Origin of the sequence: Pseudomonas sp. NFACC41-3 (assembly GCF_900109505.1) — a bacterium.
Classification (GTDB): domain Bacteria; phylum Pseudomonadota; class Gammaproteobacteria; order Pseudomonadales; family Pseudomonadaceae; genus Aquipseudomonas; species Aquipseudomonas chlororaphis.
Genome location: NZ_FOAE01000001.1, coordinates 693,466 through 711,032 on the forward strand (window position 1 = coordinate 693,466; position 17,567 = coordinate 711,032).

Annotated in this window: 9 protein-coding genes; 6 read left to right on the top strand and 3 right to left on the bottom strand. The window is 66.2% G+C overall.

Annotated features, from left to right (window positions below; translation table 11 throughout):
- Window positions 1-224: 224 nt before the first annotated feature.
- Both glcC and BMY68_RS03250 read left to right on the top strand, forming a co-directional pair.
- On the top strand, window positions 225-989 hold the full coding sequence (gene glcC / locus BMY68_RS03245; protein ID WP_085530397.1) for a transcriptional regulator GlcC: 765 nt from the start codon (window positions 225-227) through the stop codon (window positions 987-989).
- 103 nt (window positions 990-1,092) lie between these two features.
- On the top strand, window positions 1,093-1,263 hold the full coding sequence (locus tag BMY68_RS03250) for a metallothionein (protein ID WP_062822890.1): 171 nt from the start codon (window positions 1,093-1,095) through the stop codon (window positions 1,261-1,263).
- Window positions 1,264-1,417: 154 nt separating this feature from the next.
- Here BMY68_RS03250 and BMY68_RS03255 read toward each other — a convergent pair whose 3' ends face one another.
- Entirely contained in the window at window positions 1,418-1,645 is a 228-nt protein-coding gene (locus BMY68_RS03255) for a DUF6555 family protein (protein WP_007930743.1), read from the bottom strand.
- 224 nt (window positions 1,646-1,869) lie between these two features.
- Here BMY68_RS03255 and BMY68_RS03260 point away from each other — a divergent pair, with 224 nt between their 5' ends.
- The 3 genes from BMY68_RS03260 to BMY68_RS03270 all read left to right on the top strand — a co-directional run bounded on the left by BMY68_RS03260 (window position 1,870) and on the right by BMY68_RS03270 (window position 4,224).
- Window positions 1,870-2,649, top strand: a complete 780-nt coding sequence (locus tag BMY68_RS03260) for an AraC family transcriptional regulator (RefSeq protein WP_009043131.1) — start codon at window positions 1,870-1,872, stop codon at window positions 2,647-2,649.
- A gap of 401 nt (window positions 2,650-3,050) precedes the next feature.
- Window positions 3,051-3,224 carry a DUF1427 family protein gene (locus BMY68_RS03265; RefSeq protein ID WP_007930748.1) on the top strand — a complete coding sequence of 58 codons (174 nt, stop codon included), beginning with the start codon at window positions 3,051-3,053 and terminating at the stop codon, window positions 3,222-3,224.
- A gap of 43 nt (window positions 3,225-3,267) precedes the next feature.
- Window positions 3,268-4,224, top strand: coding sequence for a quinone oxidoreductase family protein (locus tag BMY68_RS03270; protein WP_085530398.1), 957 nt, complete (start codon window positions 3,268-3,270; stop codon window positions 4,222-4,224).
- Window positions 4,225-4,372: 148 nt separating this feature from the next.
- Here BMY68_RS03270 and BMY68_RS03275 read toward each other — a convergent pair whose 3' ends face one another.
- Both BMY68_RS03275 and BMY68_RS03280 read right to left on the bottom strand, forming a co-directional pair.
- Window positions 4,373-5,416, bottom strand: a complete 1,044-nt coding sequence (locus BMY68_RS03275) for a purine-nucleoside phosphorylase (protein WP_009043133.1) — start codon at window positions 5,414-5,416, stop codon at window positions 4,373-4,375.
- Between the two features lie 23 nt (window positions 5,417-5,439).
- A complete protein-coding gene (locus BMY68_RS03280) occupies window positions 5,440-6,414 on the bottom strand; it encodes a nucleoside-specific channel-forming protein Tsx (protein ID WP_085530399.1) in 975 nt (324 codons plus the stop codon).
- 537 nt (window positions 6,415-6,951) lie between these two features.
- Between BMY68_RS03280 and BMY68_RS03285 the strand changes: the two genes are divergently transcribed.
- The gene (locus tag BMY68_RS03285) at window positions 6,952-17,493 is read left to right on the top strand and encodes an autotransporter-associated beta strand repeat-containing protein (protein WP_085530400.1); all 10,542 of its coding nucleotides are present in this window, start codon (window positions 6,952-6,954) and stop codon (window positions 17,491-17,493) included.
- The last annotated feature ends 74 nt before the right edge of the window (window positions 17,494-17,567 follow it).

Genomic DNA, 17,567 nt, shown 5'->3' on the forward strand with positions numbered 1-17,567 from the left:
AACGACCCTGAGTTGTTTTTATGGGCGCTCGGCTGGCTGGGCCGCTCAGTTGCATCATTGGCCCGGCTGGCCTTACTGTCCACGGGGCCGAACGCTGGTCGAACCAGTTTGTTTTGTCGTCGATGGCGGGTTTTTTATAAAAAGTCAGGTATATCAGCAGGATGGCCTGGCGGTCCGTTTGATCGGGTTTTTTCTTCACGGCTGGTCATACCAGTGGAGGGCGCATGCACAGGAGCGATTCGGGCCGGCACCAGGTGGCGGATGTGGTGTGTGAACGCATCGAACGGCTGATCGTCGACGGCGTGCTCAAGACCGGCCAGCTGCTGCCCTCGGAGCGGCGCCTCACGGAAAAACTCGGCGTGTCGCGCACGGCCTTGCGCGAGGGCCTGAAGCTGCTGCGGGCGCGGGGCATCATCGAAACCGAACAGGGCAAGGGCTCGTTTGTCGCCCAACTGTCGGGGCAGGGCGCGACCTCGGCGCTGATGCATCTGTTCAGCTCCCAGCCGCGCACCCTCTACGACCTGTTCGAAGTGCGCAGCCTGCTGGAAGGCGAGTCGGCGCGGCTGGCGGCGTTGCGCGGCACCGAGGCCGATTTCGTGCTGATCGGCCGCGCCTATCAGGCGCTGCTGGACGCCCACGACCAGGCCCTTGATGCCTCGGCCCACGCGCGCCTGGATCACGCTTTCCACCTGGCGATCTGCGAGGCCTCGCACAACCCGGTGCTGGTGCAGACCCTGCGCTCGCTGACCGACCTGCTGCTCAATTCGGTGTTCGCCTCGGTCAACAACCTCTACCACCGCCAGGCGCAGAAGCGCCAGATCGACCGCCAGCACGCGCGGCTCTACAACGCCGTCACCGGACGGCTGCCGGAACAGGCGCGCAAGGCCGCCATCGCGCATATCCAGGGCCTCTGCGACAACCTGCGGGAGATCGAAAACGAAGAGCAGCGCCTGGTGCGGGCGACCTTGCGCCTGGAAGGCTGGAACTGAAGCCGCCGCGACCAGGGGCCAATGGCGGCGACGGGCAGCCACTACACTGCTAGAGACGCGGCAACATCCGCGTCGTCGACGACCACCACAAAGGAGTCACCCCATGTCCAACGAGACTTGTGCCTGTCCAGGCTGCACCTGCAAGGTCGGCGCCCATGCCATTGTGCGTCACGGCAAGCACTACTGCTGCCAGGCCTGCGCCAGCCACCACGCCAACGGCGAACCCTGCGCCTCTACCAAAGGCTGTGATTGCGCCAAGGGCGCGCATCACTGACGTGCTGCAACAGTGGCGGGGCGAAAAAAAAACAGTGGAGCCTGTCGTGGCTCCACTTTCAATTGTGCGGGGTGCAGATACCGCTTTCGCTGGCAAGGCGGCTGGCCGGCGGCTTTGGCAGCGCACGCCGCACAAGGCATCGACCTCGCTTGGCTCAGGTCGACGGTCGCCAGGTGACGTTCTCGATACCGAATTTTTCCGCCAGGGGCTTGCTGGTCTTTTTCACCCGTTCCAGGCCAAAGCGGCCGATGCGGCCGACACCGGCGTCGCAGCTTGCCCAGTGCCACGCCTCGGCGTTGTCCATCTTCTCCGAGCGGATGATGAAGGACTTGGGGGTGCCGTGCAGGGTGTATTCGATGACGAAAAGTTTTGCGTTGTTCATAGAGCTATCAATCCTCCCTGTGATGGTTTAGTGACCCGCGCGGGCAGGGAAAAATTCACTCGGATTGTCGAGCAAGGGGCTCAGCGGTCGGGCAGTGGTCGGGCAGGCATTCGAACGGGTTATTGCCTGTCGCTGCGGCGCCCGTTCGGATGTTTTCTCGCGGTTTTCCAGGCGGATCGACGGGGTTACCATGGGCCCCCCTTGCTTGACGACGATGCCCGGCCATGGCCCTTGCCGCACCTCCCGACCTCAGCGACACCGACGTACCGGTGCAACCCCTGGCGCGCACCTATCCGCGCGGCCTGTTCATCGAGCCCCACGAACACGCCTGGGGGCAGCTGCTGTACGCCATGAGCGGGGTGATGTGGGTCGAGACGCCGAACGAGGCGCTGGTGGTGCCGCCGCAACGGGCGGTGTGGCTGCCGCCGGGCGTGCCCCACGGGATCCGCGTGGTCACCGACCTGCAGATGCGCAATATCTATCTGCGCCCGTGCCTGGCGGCGACCCTCGACAGCCAGGTGCAGGTGCTGCAGGTGGACAACCTGCTGCGCGAGCTGATCGTGCGCCTGGTGGAGCATGACGGCGCGCCGCAGCCGGAGTACTACGACGCGCTGGTGGGCCTGGCCCTGCTGGAGCTCAAGCGCGCCCGGCGCTCGCAGCTGAAGATCGTCCTGCCGGACAGTTCCGACCGGCGTCTGATCAGCCTCTGCCAGGCGGTGATGGCCGCGCCTTCCCTGGACATTCCCTTCGAACGCCACGCCGAGGCGGCGGGCGCCAGCGTGCGCACCCTGGCGCGGCTGTTCAAGGACGGCCTGGGCATGGGCTTCGCCGAGTGGCGCCGCCAGGTGCAGCTGGCCACGGCCGCCGCCGAGCTGATCCAGGGCGTGCCGGTCGGCACCATCGCCCGCGAACTGGGCTATTCCCCCGGCAGCTTCAGCGACATGTTCCGCCGCGAGCTGGGGCTGGCCCCGTCGCAATACGCGGCCGGGGAAGCCCGCGCCTGAGTGCCTGTCATCCCTGTAGCCGCTGCCGAGCTCTGCGAGGCTGCGACCGGGCCACCGCGTTTATCCAGACCCACTGCATTCTCAGGCTTTGCGCCTGCTGCGCAGTCGATCGCAGCCTCGCGCGGCTCGGCAGCGGCTACGGGGGCTTGGCGGACAGGCATCCATTGTGTGTGGGCGCTGCAATCCCGTAGGAGCGAAGCTTGCTCGCGATGAACGATAACGCGGTATGCCAGACATTCCACGTCGGGGCCATCGCAGCCAGGCTTCGCTCTTACTCGTTCATACCCACAGATTGGCCGAAATCCTGAAGTGCTTGGCCGGTTGCCCGGTTTGGCGTTCCCTAGACTCCCGGCATGCCCAATCGCCGCCGCTCTGGCGCGGCGCACTGCCTGGAGTTCGTCATGCATTACCTCATCTCCCTGGCCATCGGTCTCGGTGTCGGCCTGCTTTATGGCGCGCTGAATTTTCGCTCGCCGGCGCCGCCGGCCATCGCCCTGGTCGGGCTGCTCGGCATGCTCGCCGGCGAACAGCTATGGCCCATGGGCCGGCAGCTGGTGAGCAACTGGTTGTCCTGAGGCCTTTCGATTCTTGTATGTATTCCTGTCCATGGAGGTGCTTATGCACGCCCTGCAATTTTCCAAGACCGGCGATCTCTCGTCGCTGCACTACGTCGAGGTGCCGACCCCGGTGCCGGCCACCGATCAGATGCTGGTGCGGATCAAGGCCGCCGGCCTCAACCCCAGCGACGTGAAAAATGTGCTCGGGCGTTTTCCCTACACCACTGTGCCGCGCATTCCCGGGCGGGATTTTGCCGGGGTGGTGGTGGAGGGGCCGCCGGAGTGGGTGGGGCAGGAGGTCTGGGGCACCGGCAAGGAGCTGGGGTTTTATGCGGACGGCTCCCATGCCCAGTACGTGGCGCTGTCGGCCAAGGGCGTGGCGCACAAGCCGGCGCAGCTGAGCTTCGCCCAGGCCGCCAGCCTGGGCGTGCCTTACACCACTGCCTGGGATGCCCTGGAACGCAGCGGGGTAAGCGCCGGCACCAGGTTGCTGGTGATTGGCGGCGGGGCGGTGGGCAGCGCCGCCCTGGCCCTGGCGAAGGTTCGCGGGGCCCGGGTGCTGGCCGCCGCGCGGCGTCCGGAACAGGTCAAGGCCTTGCAGGCACAAGGGTTCCAGGCCTTGCAACTGGACCAGCCGGAAGACCTCGGGGCGCAGGTCAACGAGGTGTTCGCCGGCGGCGCCGAGGTGATCTTCGACACCACCGGTTTCTGGCTGCCGGCCTCGGTCGCGGCCCTGGCGCCGTTCGGCCGCATCGCCATCATCGCCGCGCCGGTGGACGGTCATGTGCAACTGCCGGCCCTGGGCCTGTATCGCAAGGGCGGTTCGGTGGTCGGGATCAACTCGTTGCTGTACGGCGTGCAGGCCTGCGCGGCCATGCTCGAGCAGTTTGGCCGGTTCTTCGATGAGGGGCTGTTGCCATTGCCGCAGGGGCTGTTCGAATCGCCGCTGGAGCAGGGCGTCGAGCGTTATCACGAGGTCAATCAGGGCAGTGGCGAGAAGGTGATTTTGCTGCCGTAAAGGTGGGGTCTTGTGCGGGTCAGAGGATTGGCGTGGCTTGTTGTAGCCGCTGCCGAAGGCTGCGATCGCCCCGAAGGGGCGCGGCGATCTTGCGTTCGCTGAGGTCCTGCGGACCTATCGCAGCCTGCGGCAGCGGCTACAGGTTGGTTTACGCCCCCGGCACGCCTTTCTCCCACGCCGACCAGTTCTTCAGGATGTCCTGCACCAGCGGGTTGCCGGTGCGATAGAGGTTTTCCAGGGCCGGGACAAAACCGCCCTGGTCGGCGTACTTGAGCAGGTTGTCGACCTCGCTGCCGCCCGGCTCGGGGCGGTCGAAGTCGGAGCCGGCGCGGACCACCGCCAACCGCTGCACGTCCACCCGGCCTTCGCGACTGGCGCGCAGCAGGGCCTCGTAGGTCGAGTTGTCTTCCTGCTGGGTGGTGCAGTACTCGCCCTTGTTGTCGGTCAGCAGGCGGGTCCAGACCTCGGCCCGCTCGCTCAGGCGCGTACCGGAGAACCAGGTGTTGCCCGCCAGGGTGTCGCACTGGGTCACCACCGGCGGCTGGTTGGCCGGGGCCGCTGGGTACTTGAGGCGCCAGGCCGCCGATTCCTTGCTTTCGCTCAGGCTTACCCGACGCGACAGGGCGAAGGCCTTGGCCTGGAGTTTCGGGTTGAGCTCGAAGACTTCGGTCTTGTAGTCCAGCGGCGGTTTCTCGTTCGGCCCCTTGGTATTGATGCCCAGGTAGCCGGTCGGCCAGTCCTTGGGCGCGTCCCGCGAATCCAGTTCCCACTGGGTACCGAATTCCACCAGGTAATGGGCCCAGGCAGTGGTGCCGATGGTTCCGTGTTTAGGGCTGATGCCGGCGATCCCGGCGACCAGGAAATAGCTTTTGCGCAGGTCGAATTTCGGCGACAGCGCCAGTGCCAGGGTCGAGGCCGCGGCGTTGGTCTGGCCCATGCCGGTGACCAGCAGGCAGACGTCCCTGGTATTGCAACGGATCGCCGGGTACTCCGCCGACAGCCCCGGTACGCGCACTTCCTGTTTCAGTTCCAGGCGCTCGATCCAGTGCTGGGCCTCGGGGGCGAACATGGTGATCAGCATCACCTTGGGTTTGATCGGGGTCGCCGGGGCCTCGGCGGCCCAGGCCGTCGAAGCGAGCAGGGCGCCGCAGGCCAGGCCCACGGAAAGGGAAAGACGGGTTATCGCGTGCATGAAAGCCTCCATTGCTTGAGTGATCAGAACTGGTAACCGATGCCGGCGTAGTAACCCCAGCCATTGGACCGGGCGCGGAAATCGCCATCGCCGAAATTCAGCTCGCTGCCGTCCTGCCAGTTGCCGCCGTTGTGGAAGTAGCGGCCGACCAGGGTGAACCGCAGGTGGGTAAAGGAATACAGCAATACGTTGGTGGATACCGTGGCGTTGGCCGTGCGGGCTGGGTTGTCCTTGTGCAGGTCCGAGCCGAAATCGAAGTTGGTGAAGCCGATATAGGTCAGCGACGCGCCGTTGCCGAACTTGCTGATGGGTACGATGTACTTGAGCTGGGCCCGGTAGCCGTCCCAGGAATATTCATTGCTGGCGCCGTAGTTTTCCCACTGGTAGCGCCCGTAGAAGTTGGCCGACAGGTTGACCCGCGAATGGGTATCGATGTCGGTGCCCAGGCCGCTGTACAGGGTATTGGCGCGGTTGGCGCTGTTGCTGCCGTGGTCGTAGATCCAGTCGAAGGCCACGTACCACTCCTTGAATGGGCCGATGGCCAGGCTGCGTCCGGCCAGGTAGTCGATGGAGATCCGCGGTTCGTGTTCCATGAATACCGGCGAGCCGTGGTCCCACACGCCTTTGTCGTGGCTGTTGCCGATGTTGAAGATCTTCGGGATGTCGATGTAGCCGTACAGCTCGAACGGCCCCTTGCGGCCGAAGTACTCGTATTCCAGGTAGATATCGTCGGCCGGCTGCGGGCCGAAACTGATGTCCTTGCTGCCGATCAGGGTCAGGTCCTGGTTGTACCAGTCCGACAGGTATGCACCTTTTGTGGGCGGATTGGCGTCCGGGCTGAGGGTTTCGCCCTGGGCCGAGTCATCAACGCTTTGTTGGCGGTCGACGGTTTTTTCCTGGGCCTGGGCAGCGCTGCTGAGTACTCCCGTAACGACGGTCAGTAGCAGGGAAACAGCCAGGGTGCGACAGGAGGCCGAAGGTGTAAGAGGTCGATGCATTGAAACTCCCTGTTCATGCGGTAGGAAAGCCATGGCTGGCCGGGTTGAGGCGAACTTGTATTGATCGTCGGCTCAACGGGTTCGCGCAAACGTTTGCATATGCTGTACCAACTTCGCTCAGGTGTTTGAAACAAATGAAAAATCGGTGCAGAAACTGACTGTCTTGTTAGGAAATATCCGGAAAATCAAACCGGATACTTCTGAAATCGCTGGGCGGTAAGAGGGTGGGGCATAAGGTGGGCACTTGTGAGGGGATGTATCTGATCTGACAAAAAAGCTGTTTTTTAACTAATTGATAAATAAGAAGTTGATAACTTTTTACGAAGTTTTATCGGTCAATTCTTACCATAGTATTAATGCTATTTAATCCTGCGGTTTCGTCTCTGCCCCCGCAAAGCTCGTCTACGTTTCTGGCACGGAGCAATTTTCGCCACGGTCAGGTATTCGAAGTCAGTGCGTATCGATTCAGGACGTTGCTGAGCGAGCAGTACACGCATTCATGGATGAACAGCTTGGCCCCTTAGTAAGGAGTTGAGCGTGGACAAAGTTCAGGTCAGGGACGCAGTCAATCATCTTTCCCCCCTTTCTTTGGCAGTTCGCCTGGGGCTTGCCGGGTTGCTGCTCAGCCTGGTCAGTCCTTCGGCCATGGCCACCTGTTCCACCGTCGGCAGCGTGGTGACCTGTACCGGAGTACCGGGCCTGCCGCTGTTCCTCAACAACTTTTCCAGCGCCACCGATGGCCTGACGGTCAACGTCAACAGTGGCGCGCAAATGAACGCGACCCTGGGCGGCAAGGTGCTGGACCTGACCGGCAGCACCATCACCCTGAACAACGCCGGGACCCTCGATCCGGCGCTGCTGGGGCTGGTCTCGGTGCTGAGCGGCGGGGCCTTCATCGGCAACGGCGCGGCGGGGGTGGTCAACGTCACCAACGCCGTCACCGGGATCATGCGCGGTACCGGGCAATTGCTCGGCCTGAACCTGAGCAGCCTGGACGGCGCCGCGCTGAACATCAACAACGGTACTGGCGGTACCACCACCATCGTCAACAACGGCACCATCACCTCGACCGGCCTGTCGCTGCTCAGCGTGACCCTGGCGGACACGCCGGTGGTGGCGGTGTACGGCGGTTCCCAGGTGAACATGACCAACAACGGCACGCTGGAAGGCCGGGTCGCCTTCGAGAGCTCCAGCGGCGGCAATACCTTCATCAACACCGGTACCATCCAGGGTGGGGTGTCGATGGGGGTGAACAGCACCAACACCTTCACTGCGGTTACCGGTTCCAGTGTCGGCGTCGGCGATGGGATCAACATCAGCCTCGGCCTCGGCGGCCTGCCAGGGATCAACCTGACCTTCGCACCCACCGGCAAGGTCGATGGCGGCGCGGGCGGCACCAACACCCTGATCCTGCAGAACACCATCGGCCCTGGTGGTGGCACCACCGGCAGTGGCACGGTGTCGAGCGACAATTACATCAACTTCAACAACCTCACGCTCAACAGCGGTACCTGGACCCTGCAGGGGCCCCTGGTCAGCGGCAGCACCACCCTCAACGGCGGCATCGCCCAGTTCGATAACAGCGGTACTTTTGGCAGCGGGGTGCTGACCAGCAATGGCGGGATTCTGCAGGCCAGTTCCGGCGGCCTGACCCTGAGCAACCTGGTGACCCTGGGCGCCGGCGGCCTGACCGTGCAGGGCGGCAACGACCTGAGCCTGGCCGGGGTGATTTCCGGTACTGGCGGCCTGACCAAGAGCGGCGCCGGCCAGTTGAGTCTCGACGGGGCCAACACCTACAGCGGCAACACCAGCATCAGCGCCGGCTCGGTACAACTGGGCAACAACCTGGCCTTCGGCAGCGGCACGCTGAGCATCGATGGCGCGGCCACGCTGTCGACGCCCGGCACCATCACCCTGAACAACCTGGTCACCCTCAACAACAGCATGATCGCCACCGGCGCCGGCAGCCTGACCCTGGCGGGGCTGGTCAGCGGCAGCGGCGGGATCACCAAGAGCGGCAGTGGCAGCCTGCTTCTCAGCGGCATCAACAGCGGGTATTCCGGCACCACCACCCTGAGCGCCGGCACCCTCAGCGTGAGCAACGACAGTGCCCTGGGCAGCGGTGGACTGACCGTGAGTGGCAGCGCCAGCCTGGACAGCAGCGCCGCGGTGAACCTGGCCAATGCCGTGACCCTGAATGCCAACCTGACCACCCTCGGCAGCAATGCCCTGACCCTGGGCGGCGTGCTGTCCGGCACCGGCGGGCTGATCAAGAACGGTAGCGCCGACCTGACCCTGAGCGGTACCAACACCTACTCGGGCGGCACCTCGCTCAATGGCGGCACGCTGCTGGTGGGCTCCGGCACCGCCCTGGGCACAGGCGCCCTCAACGCTGGCGCGGGCACCACCCTGGACGCCAGCGCGGCCGTGAGCCTGGGCAATGCCATCAACCTCAGCGGCGACCTGACCCTTGGCGGGAGTCAGGACCTGACCCTGGGCGGGGCGATCAACGGCGCGGGCGGACTGATCAAGGACGGGGCCGCGGCCCTGACCCTGAACGGTGCCAACGGCTACCTGGGCGATACCGCCCTCAACAGCGGCTCGCTGATTCTCGGTTCGAATACGGCGCTGGGTCTCGGCACCCTGAACACCGCCAGCGGCACCACCCTGGATACGAATACTGCAGTGACCCTGGCCAATGCCTTGAACCTCACCGGCAACCTGAACCTCGGCGGCAGCGCCGACCTGACCCTGGACGGCGTGGTCGGCGGCAGCGGCGGCCTGACCAAGAACGGTGCGGCCAACCTGATCATCAACGGCGCCAACACCTTTCTTGCCGGCACCGCCCTCAATGGCGGCACCCTGACCCTGGGCAACGCCGATGCGCTGGGCAGTGGCGCCCTGACCGTGGGCGGCGCGGCGACCCTGGACAATACAGCCAGCATCGGCCTGGCCAACGATGTCACGCTCAATGCCGACCTGACCCTGGCCGGCAGCAACGCCCTGACCCTGGATGGCCTGGTCAGCGGCACCAGCGGGCTGATCAAGAATGGCGCGGCCAGCCTCACGCTCAACGGTGCCAATACCTACCAGGGCGGCACCACCCTCAATGCCGGGGGGCTGGTCCTGGGCAATGGCGCGGCATTGGGCAGCGGCGACCTGACCGTAGCCGGCGCCGGGACCTTGAGCGGCAGCGGCGCGCTGACCCTGAACAACGGTGTGCACCTCGATGCCAACCTGACGCTGGACGCGAGTAATCCCCTGACACTGGCTGGAGTCATCGACGGTACCAGCGGCCTGATCAAGAACGGCACCTCGAGCCTGACCCTGAGCGGCAACAACAGCTACCAGGGCACCACTGCGCTGAATGCCGGTTCGCTGATCGTCGGTTCCAATACCGCCCTGGGCACCGGAGCGCTGAATACCGCCGCAGGCACCACCCTCGATGCCAGTGCCGCGGTCAGCCTCGGCAACGCCATCAACCTGGGCGGCAACCTGACCCTCGGCGGCAGCCAGGACCTGACCCTGGGCGGGGTCATCAACGGCGTCGGCGGGCTGATCAAGAACGGCACGGCCGACCTGACCCTCAATGGCGCCAACGGTTATCTGGGCAATACCGCACTCAATGCCGGCACGCTGATCGTCGGCGCCAATACCGCCCTTGGCGGCGGTGCGCTGAACGCGGCCGCGGGCACCACGCTGGATGCCAATACCGCCGTCGCCCTGGGCAACCAGGTGAACCTGGCCGGTGCCCTGAACATCGCTGGCAGTGCCGACCTGACGCTGTCCGGCGCAGTCAACGGCGCCGGCAGCCTGGTCAAGGACGGCAGCGCCAACCTGGTGCTCAACGGCAGCAATGGCTTCCTTGGCGGCACCACCTTGAATGCCGGCACCTTGACCGTTGGCGCCGATGCGGCGCTGGGGCTCGGTGCATTGACCGTCGGTGGCGCAGCGACCCTGGACAGCAACACCGCCGTGGCCCTGAATAACGACGTGGCGCTCAATGCCAACCTGACCCTCGGCGGCAGCAACGCCCTGACCCTGGACGGCGTGGTCAGCGGCACCGGTGCACTGGTCAAGAATGGCGCGGGCGAGCTGCAGCTCAACGGCGTCAACGTCTATGCCGGCGGCACCAGCCTGAATGCCGGCACCCTGACCCTGGGCAATGCCGCGGCATTGGGCAGCGGCGACCTGACCGTGGGTGGTGCGGCGACCCTGGACAACAGCGCGGCTTTCACCCTGGGCAACGACATCGTGCTCAACGCCGACCTGAGCGTCGCCGGCAACAACAACCTGACCCTGGGCGGGGTGGTCAGCGGCGGTGGGGCGCTGATCAAGAACGGCCTGGGCGACCTGAGCCTGTCGGGCAACAACAGCTTCACCGGCGCCCTAGATATCAATGCCGGTAGCGTCAGCACCCTGAGCACCGGCGCCCTGGGCAATACCTCGGGCGCCAACGTCAGCGCTGGGGCCAGCCTCAACCTGGGGGCCGACAGCAGCCTGGCGAGCCTGACCGGCAGCGGCGCGGTACAGATCGGCGCGGGCGCCACCCTGAGCGTCGGCGGCGTCAGTGCCAGCAGCACCTTCGACGGCAGCCTGGGCGGCAGCGGCGGCCTGACCAAGGTCGGCAGCGGCACCCTCGACCTCACCGGGATCAACGGCATCACCGGCACTACCCAGGTCAACGGCGGCACCCTGAATGTCAGCGGCTCCCTGGGCAGTGCCAACGTCGGCGTCGCCAGCGGCGCGACCCTGGCCGGCAGCGGCTCGTTGCTGGGCACGCTGAACGTGGCCGATGGCGGTCACCTGGCCTTGAGCTCGGGCAGCACCCTTTCGACGGGCGGGCTGGTCCTCGGTGGCAATGCCAACCTCGACGCCAGCCTTGGCGCACCGTCCACCACTTCACTGCTCGATGTCGGCGGCAACCTGACCCTCGACGGTAAGCTGAATGTCACCGACGCCGGTGGCTTCGGCGTGGGCGTGTACCGCTTGATCAACTACACCGGCAGCCTGGTCGACCTCGGGCTGGACATCAATAGCGTGCCCGTGGGGTTCAGCCTCGGTGACCTGCAGGTACAGACCTCGGTGGGCAACCAGGTCAACGTGCTGGTGTCTGCGCCGAACGTCAATATCCGCTTCTGGGACGGCAGCCAGACCATCGCCAATGGCAGCGTCGATGGCGGCAGCGGTACCTGGAGTACCGCCGGCAGCAACTGGACATCGTCCGACGGCGTGCTCAACCAGGCCTGGGCTGGCGATTTCGGGATCTTCCAGGGCACTGCGGGTACCGTCACCGTCGACGGCGCCCAGACCTTCACCGGCCTGCAATTCACCACCAGCGGCTACAACCTGGTGGCGGGCACCGCCGGTGCGCTGACCGCGGTCAACGGCACTGGTGGCAACACCGCGCTGCGGGTCGATCCGGGCGTCACCGCGACTATCGGCGTGGACATCAACGGCAGCGGCACCCTGGCCAAGCTCGACGCCGGCACCCTGGTGCTCAATGGCACCAACACCTACAGCGGTGGCACTTTGCTCAATGGCGGGACCCTGGTGGTCGGCAACGACTCGGCGCTGGGCAGCGGCCAACTGACCGCCGCCACCGGCACCACCCTGGACAGCAACACCGCGGTCAACCTGGCCAACGCAGTCACCCTCAACGGCAACCTGACGGTCGCCGGCAGCAATGACCTGGCCCTGAACGGCGCCATCGGCGGCACTGGCGGCCTGATCAAGAGCGGTAGCGCCGACCTGACCCTGGGCGGCAATAACAGCTACCTGGGCCCGACCGCGTTGAACGCCGGCGGCCTGATCCTGGCATCCAACACGGCGCTGGGCAGTGGCGCGCTGAACGCCGCTGCCGGCACCACCCTGGATGCCAGCAGCCCAGTCAGTGTGAGTAACGCGGTGAACCTGGCCGGCAACCTGGGCATCGGCGGTAGCGCCGACCTGACCCTCGCCGGGTCGATCAACGGTGCCGGCAGCCTGAGCAAGGACGGCAGCGCCAACCTGACCCTCAACGGCGCCAACGGTTTCCTCGGCGGCACCACCCTCAATGCCGGCACCCTGACCCTGGGCAATGCCGCGGCCTTGGGCCTGGGCAGCCTGACGGTGGCCGGCGCCTCCACCCTGGACAGCAATACCGGCCTGACCCTGGGCAACAACCTGGCATTGAACGCTGACCTGACGGTCGGCGGCAGCCAGGCCCTGACCCTGGGCGGGGTAATCAGCGGCACCGGGGAGTTGAGCAAAAACGGCACGGCCAACCTGACCCTCAACGGTGTCAACACCTACCAGGGCGGCACCACCCTGAACGCTGGCAGCCTGACCCTGGGCGGCGCGGCGGCCCTGGGCAGCGGTGCCTTGACAGTGGCGGGCAATGCGACCCTGGACAACAGCGCGCCGCTGATCCTGGCCAACGACCTCAACCTCAATGCCGGGCTCAGCGTGGCGGGCAGCAACGACCTGACCCTGGCTGGTACCCTGGCCGGCAGCGGCACCTTGACCAAGAACGGCACGGCCGACCTGCTCCTCAGCGGCAGCAATACCTTCAGTGGCCAGTTCAACGTCGCGGCCGGCAGCCTGAGCACCCTGGGCGGCTCGGCGCTGGGCAACGACGCCGGGGTCAACCTGGCCAGCGGCACCCAGCTCAACCTGGGTGGTTCGGCCAGCCTCGCCAGCCTGACCGGTAGCGGCACGGCGCAGGTGGGCGCGGGCAGCACCCTGAGCATCGGCGGCAACAACCTGAGCAGCACCTTCGACGGCAGCCTGAGCGGCAGCGGCCTGCTGAGCAAACTCGGCAGCGGCACCCTGACCCTCGGCGGCAGCAACAGCCTGACCGGCGATACCAGCGTCAATGCCGGCACCCTGAACGTCAGCGGTTCGCTAGCCAGTGCCAATGTGGCGGTCAACAACAGCGGCACCCTGACTGGCACCGGCAGCCTGAGCGGCGCGGTAACGGTCGCCGACGGCGGCCATCTGAGCCTCAGCAGCGGCAACACCCTGACGCTGGGTTCGCTGGTGCTGGCGCCGAACGCCAACCTGGATGTCGGCCTGGGTACGCCGGTGGCGGGTGGCGGGACTTCGCTGCTCAACGTCGGCGGCAACCTGACCCTCGACGGCACGCTCAATGTCAGCGATATCGGCGGCTTCGGCAGCGGCGTGTATCGCCTGATCAACTACACCGGCAGCCTGACCGACAACGGCCTGGTGGTCGGCAGTGTGCCGGGCAGTGTGGTGCCGGGCGACCTGCAGGTGCAGACCGCGGTGGGCAGCCAGGTCAACCTGCTGGTGACCGCGCCCAACACCCTCGTGCAGTTCTGGGACGGCGGGCAGTTGACCGGCAACGGCGCCATCGACGGCGGCAGCGGCACCTGGGCCAGCGGCACCAGCAACTGGACCAATGTCGATGGCACCCTCAATCAGAACTGGGCCAACAGCTTCGCGGTGTTCCAGGGCGCGGCCGGCAACGTCACGCTCAACGGCACGCAAAGCATCACCGGCATGCAGTTCGTCACCGATGGCTACAACCTGATCGATGGCAGCGCCGGCGCGCTGAACGCGGTCAATGGCGCCACCGGCAATACGGCGATCCGTGTCGACCCGAACGTCACCGCCACGATCGGCGTGGCCATCAACGGCGCCGGCACCCTGGCCAAGCTCGACAGCGGCACCCTGGTGCTCAACGGCAGCAATGGCTATACCGGCGGTACCGCCCTGAACGGCGGCACCCTGGTGGTGGGCAACAACAGTGCCCTGGGCAGCGGTGCGTTGACCGCGGCCAACGGCACCACCCTGGACAGCAATGGCGCGGTCAACCTGGGCAATGCCGTGGTGCTGAACGGCGGGTTGAATGTGGCCGGCTCCAACGACCTGACCCTGGCTGGCGTGGTCAGCGGCACCGGCAGCCTGATCAAGAACGGCGCGGCGAACTTGACCCTCGACGGCAGCAACAGCTATCAGGGCGGCACCCAGCTCAATGGCGGCGAGCTGACCCTGGGCAACAACGCGGCCATCGGCAGCGGCGCCTTGAGCGTCGGCGGCAATGCCCAGCTCGACAGCAGCACGGCCTTGCAACTGGCCAACGCCATCAACCTGGGCGCCCAGCTGACCCTGGCCGGCACCCAGGACACCACCCTCAGCGGCGCCATCGGCGGCAGCGGCAGCCTGGTCAAGAATGGCAGCGGTGCCTTGCTGCTCAGTGGCGCCAACAGCTACACCGGCGGCACCACCCTCAATGGCGGCACCACCACCGGCGATACCTCCAGCCTCAAAGGCGCGATCCTCAACAACGCAGCGCTGACCTTCGCCCAGAACAGCGACGGCACCTACAGCGGCAACCTCAGCGGTAGCGGCACCCTGACCAAAAGCGGCACCGGCGAACTGTTGTTGACCGGCAGCAACGGCTTCACCGGCAGCACCAGCGTGCAGGCCGGTTCGCTGCGGGTCGACGGCACCTTGAACAGTGCCACGGTGAATGTTGCCTCCGGCGCGACTATTGGGGGCAGCGGGGAGATCGGCGGGACGCTGCAACTGGCCAGCGGCGCCACCCTGAGTGCTGGCGGCGCTGCCACTCCGTTGTCGGTGGGCGCCTTGAACCTGGCCTCCGGGACGACGCTGGACTTCACCCTGGGGCAAGCCAGCAGTTCGACCACGGTGGTCGATGTGGCCGGCAACCTGACCCTCGACGGCACCCTCAACGTCACCAATGGCGGCGGTTTTGGTGTCGGTATCTACCAGCTGTTCCGCTACGGCGGCAGCCTGACCGACAACGGTCTGGTCTACGGCACGCTGCCAGCGGGTGTGCTGCCTGCGAGCCTGACGCTGCAGACCGCGCTGGCCAAGCAGGTCAACCTGCTGGTGCAGGGCACACCGGGTGAGGTGCAGTTCTGGAACGGTGACAAGATCACCGCCGACGGCACCATCACCGGTGGCAGTGGCACCTGGGGGCCGGGCACCAACTGGACCGACCCGAACGGCACCCAGAGCCTGGGTTCCAATAATCAGTTCGCGGTCTTCGGCGGGCAGGGCGGTACGGTCACCGTGGTCGGCAACCAGGGCTTCACCGGCCTGCAGTTCCTCGACCCCGGCTACAGCCTGGTCGCCGGGGAGGGCGGCAGCCTGAGCCCGACCAATGCCGCCGATGGCACCCTGGCCGCGGTGCGGGTCAACGCCGACGTGACCGCGCAGATCGATGCGCCGCTGGTCGGCACAGGCGGGATCAACAAGCTCGACGCCGGCACCCTGCTGCTGACCGGCGCCAATACCTATACCGGCGGCACCACCGTCAGCGGCGGCACCCTGGCCGGTAACACCACCAGCCTGCAGGGCCGCATCCTCAACAATGCGCGCCTGTTGTTCAGCCAGAACCGCGCCGGGCGCTTCAACGGCGTGCTCAGTGGCACCGGCAGCCTGGTCAAACAGGGCAGTGGCCTGTTGCTGCTCACCGGCAACCAACCGTTCAGCGGCACCGTCGCGGTCGAGCAGGGCGAGTTGCAGGTCGGCGATCGCAGCACCCCGAGCGTGTTCGCCGGACAGGTCACGGTGGCCAATGGCGCCGCCCTGAGCGGCAACGGCAGCGTCGGGTCGCTGGACAACCATGGCCTGACCCAGTCCGGCGGGACTGCCGGGACCCTGAGCGTGGCGGGCAACCTCAGCAACGCCGCGGACGGTGTGCTGGACCTGACCGTGACGTCGCCAACCAGCACCGTGCTCGCCGTGGGCGGTACCGCTACCCTCGACGGCGGCCTGCAAGTGCGCTCGCTGGCGCCTTACACCGGCAACACCACCTACTCGCTGATCACCGCCGGTGGTGGGGTCAACGGTACCTTCAGCAGCACCAGCCTGCCGTCCCTGGCCTTCCTCGACACCTCGCTGGTGTATGGCCCGAACCAGGTCGGCCTGGCGGTCAGTCGCAACCAGACCACCTTCGCCGAAGTGGCGGCCACCCCCAACCAGCGGGGTGTCGCCAGGGCGTTGGAGAGCTACAGCGGCGCCGAAGGTTCGGCGGGCGATGTGCTCAGCGACCAGGTCGTCAACCTGGATCGAGCCTCGGCCCGTGCCGCGTTCGACAGCCTGTCGGGCGAGATCCACGCCAGCACCGCCAGCTCGCTGCTCGAGGACTCGCGCCATGTGCGCGATGCCCTCAATGACCGCATGCGCCAGCCCGGCTGCGGTACCGAGGAGGATGAACTGCGGCGCACCCTGGCGCCGGGGGACAACCGCCTGAGCCGCGAAGGCTGCCAGGACCAGGACGAGATGGTCGGCTGGCTGCGGGTGCTCGGCTCGTGGGGCGACATGGAAGGCGACAGCAACACCGCGGGCCTGGATCGCAACCTGTCCGGCTTCATGCTCGGCACCGACCGCCAGCTTGGCGAGCAGTGGCGCGGCGGCGTTGCGGCCGGCTACACCCACAGCGATATCGATGCGCAACGGCGCCAGTCCGATGCCACGATCAACAGTACCCACCTGGCGGCCTACCTCAACTCCCAGCATGACGCCCTGGCGGTCCGCCTGGGCGCGGCCTACAGCTGGCACCGGATCAGCACCAAGCGCAACGTCAGCGTCGGCAGCTACAACGATCGCCTGAAAGCCAACTACGACGCGCGCAGTGCCCAGGTGTTCGGCGAAGTCGGTTATGCCCTGGACGCGGCGGGCGTAGCGCTGGAGCCATTCGTCGGCCTGGCCTACGTCAACTACGACAGCGATACCGGCCGGGAAAAGGGTGGGGCCGGGCGCTTGAGCGCCAAGTCAAGCCAGGACATCACCTTCTCCACCGTGGGCCTGCGGGCCGGCAAGCGCATCACCCTGGGCAACGGTTCGCAGATCACTCCGCGTGCCGCCCTGGGCTGGCGCCATGCCTACGGCGACACCAAGCCCGATGCCGACCTGACCTTTATCGAGGGCGGTGGTTCGTTCACCACCCAGGGCGTACCGATCGCCAAGGACAGTGCATTGGTCGAGGTCGGCCTGGACTACCAGATCAGTCCCGCCGGCAAGCTGGGTGTCGGTTACTCGGGCCAGCTGTCCCACGACAACCGCGACCATGCCATGACCCTCAGTTTCACCCTCGGTTTCTGATCCCCACCGAGGTTCCTTGCAACCGCCCGAAAGGGCGGTTTTTTTTGCCGCTATGCTTGCAGGCTGGATCGACT

Excerpts from the sequence above, each read along its gene's own strand:
- glcC (WP_085530397.1), top strand. The coding sequence starts at position 225 with ATGCACAGGAGCGATTCGGGCCGGCACCAGGTGGCGGATGTGGTGTGT.
- BMY68_RS03250 (WP_062822890.1), top strand. The coding sequence starts at position 1,093 with ATGTCCAACGAGACTTGTGCCTGTCCAGGCTGCACCTGCAAGGTCGGC.
- BMY68_RS03255 (WP_007930743.1), bottom strand. The coding sequence starts at position 1,645 with ATGAACAACGCAAAACTTTTCGTCATCGAATACACCCTGCACGGCACC.
- BMY68_RS03260 (WP_009043131.1), top strand. The coding sequence starts at position 1,870 with ATGGCCCTTGCCGCACCTCCCGACCTCAGCGACACCGACGTACCGGTG.
- BMY68_RS03265 (WP_007930748.1), top strand. The coding sequence starts at position 3,051 with ATGCATTACCTCATCTCCCTGGCCATCGGTCTCGGTGTCGGCCTGCTT.
- BMY68_RS03270 (WP_085530398.1), top strand. The coding sequence starts at position 3,268 with ATGCACGCCCTGCAATTTTCCAAGACCGGCGATCTCTCGTCGCTGCAC.
- BMY68_RS03275 (WP_009043133.1), bottom strand. The coding sequence starts at position 5,416 with ATGCACGCGATAACCCGTCTTTCCCTTTCCGTGGGCCTGGCCTGCGGC.
- BMY68_RS03280 (WP_085530399.1), bottom strand. The coding sequence starts at position 6,414 with ATGCATCGACCTCTTACACCTTCGGCCTCCTGTCGCACCCTGGCTGTT.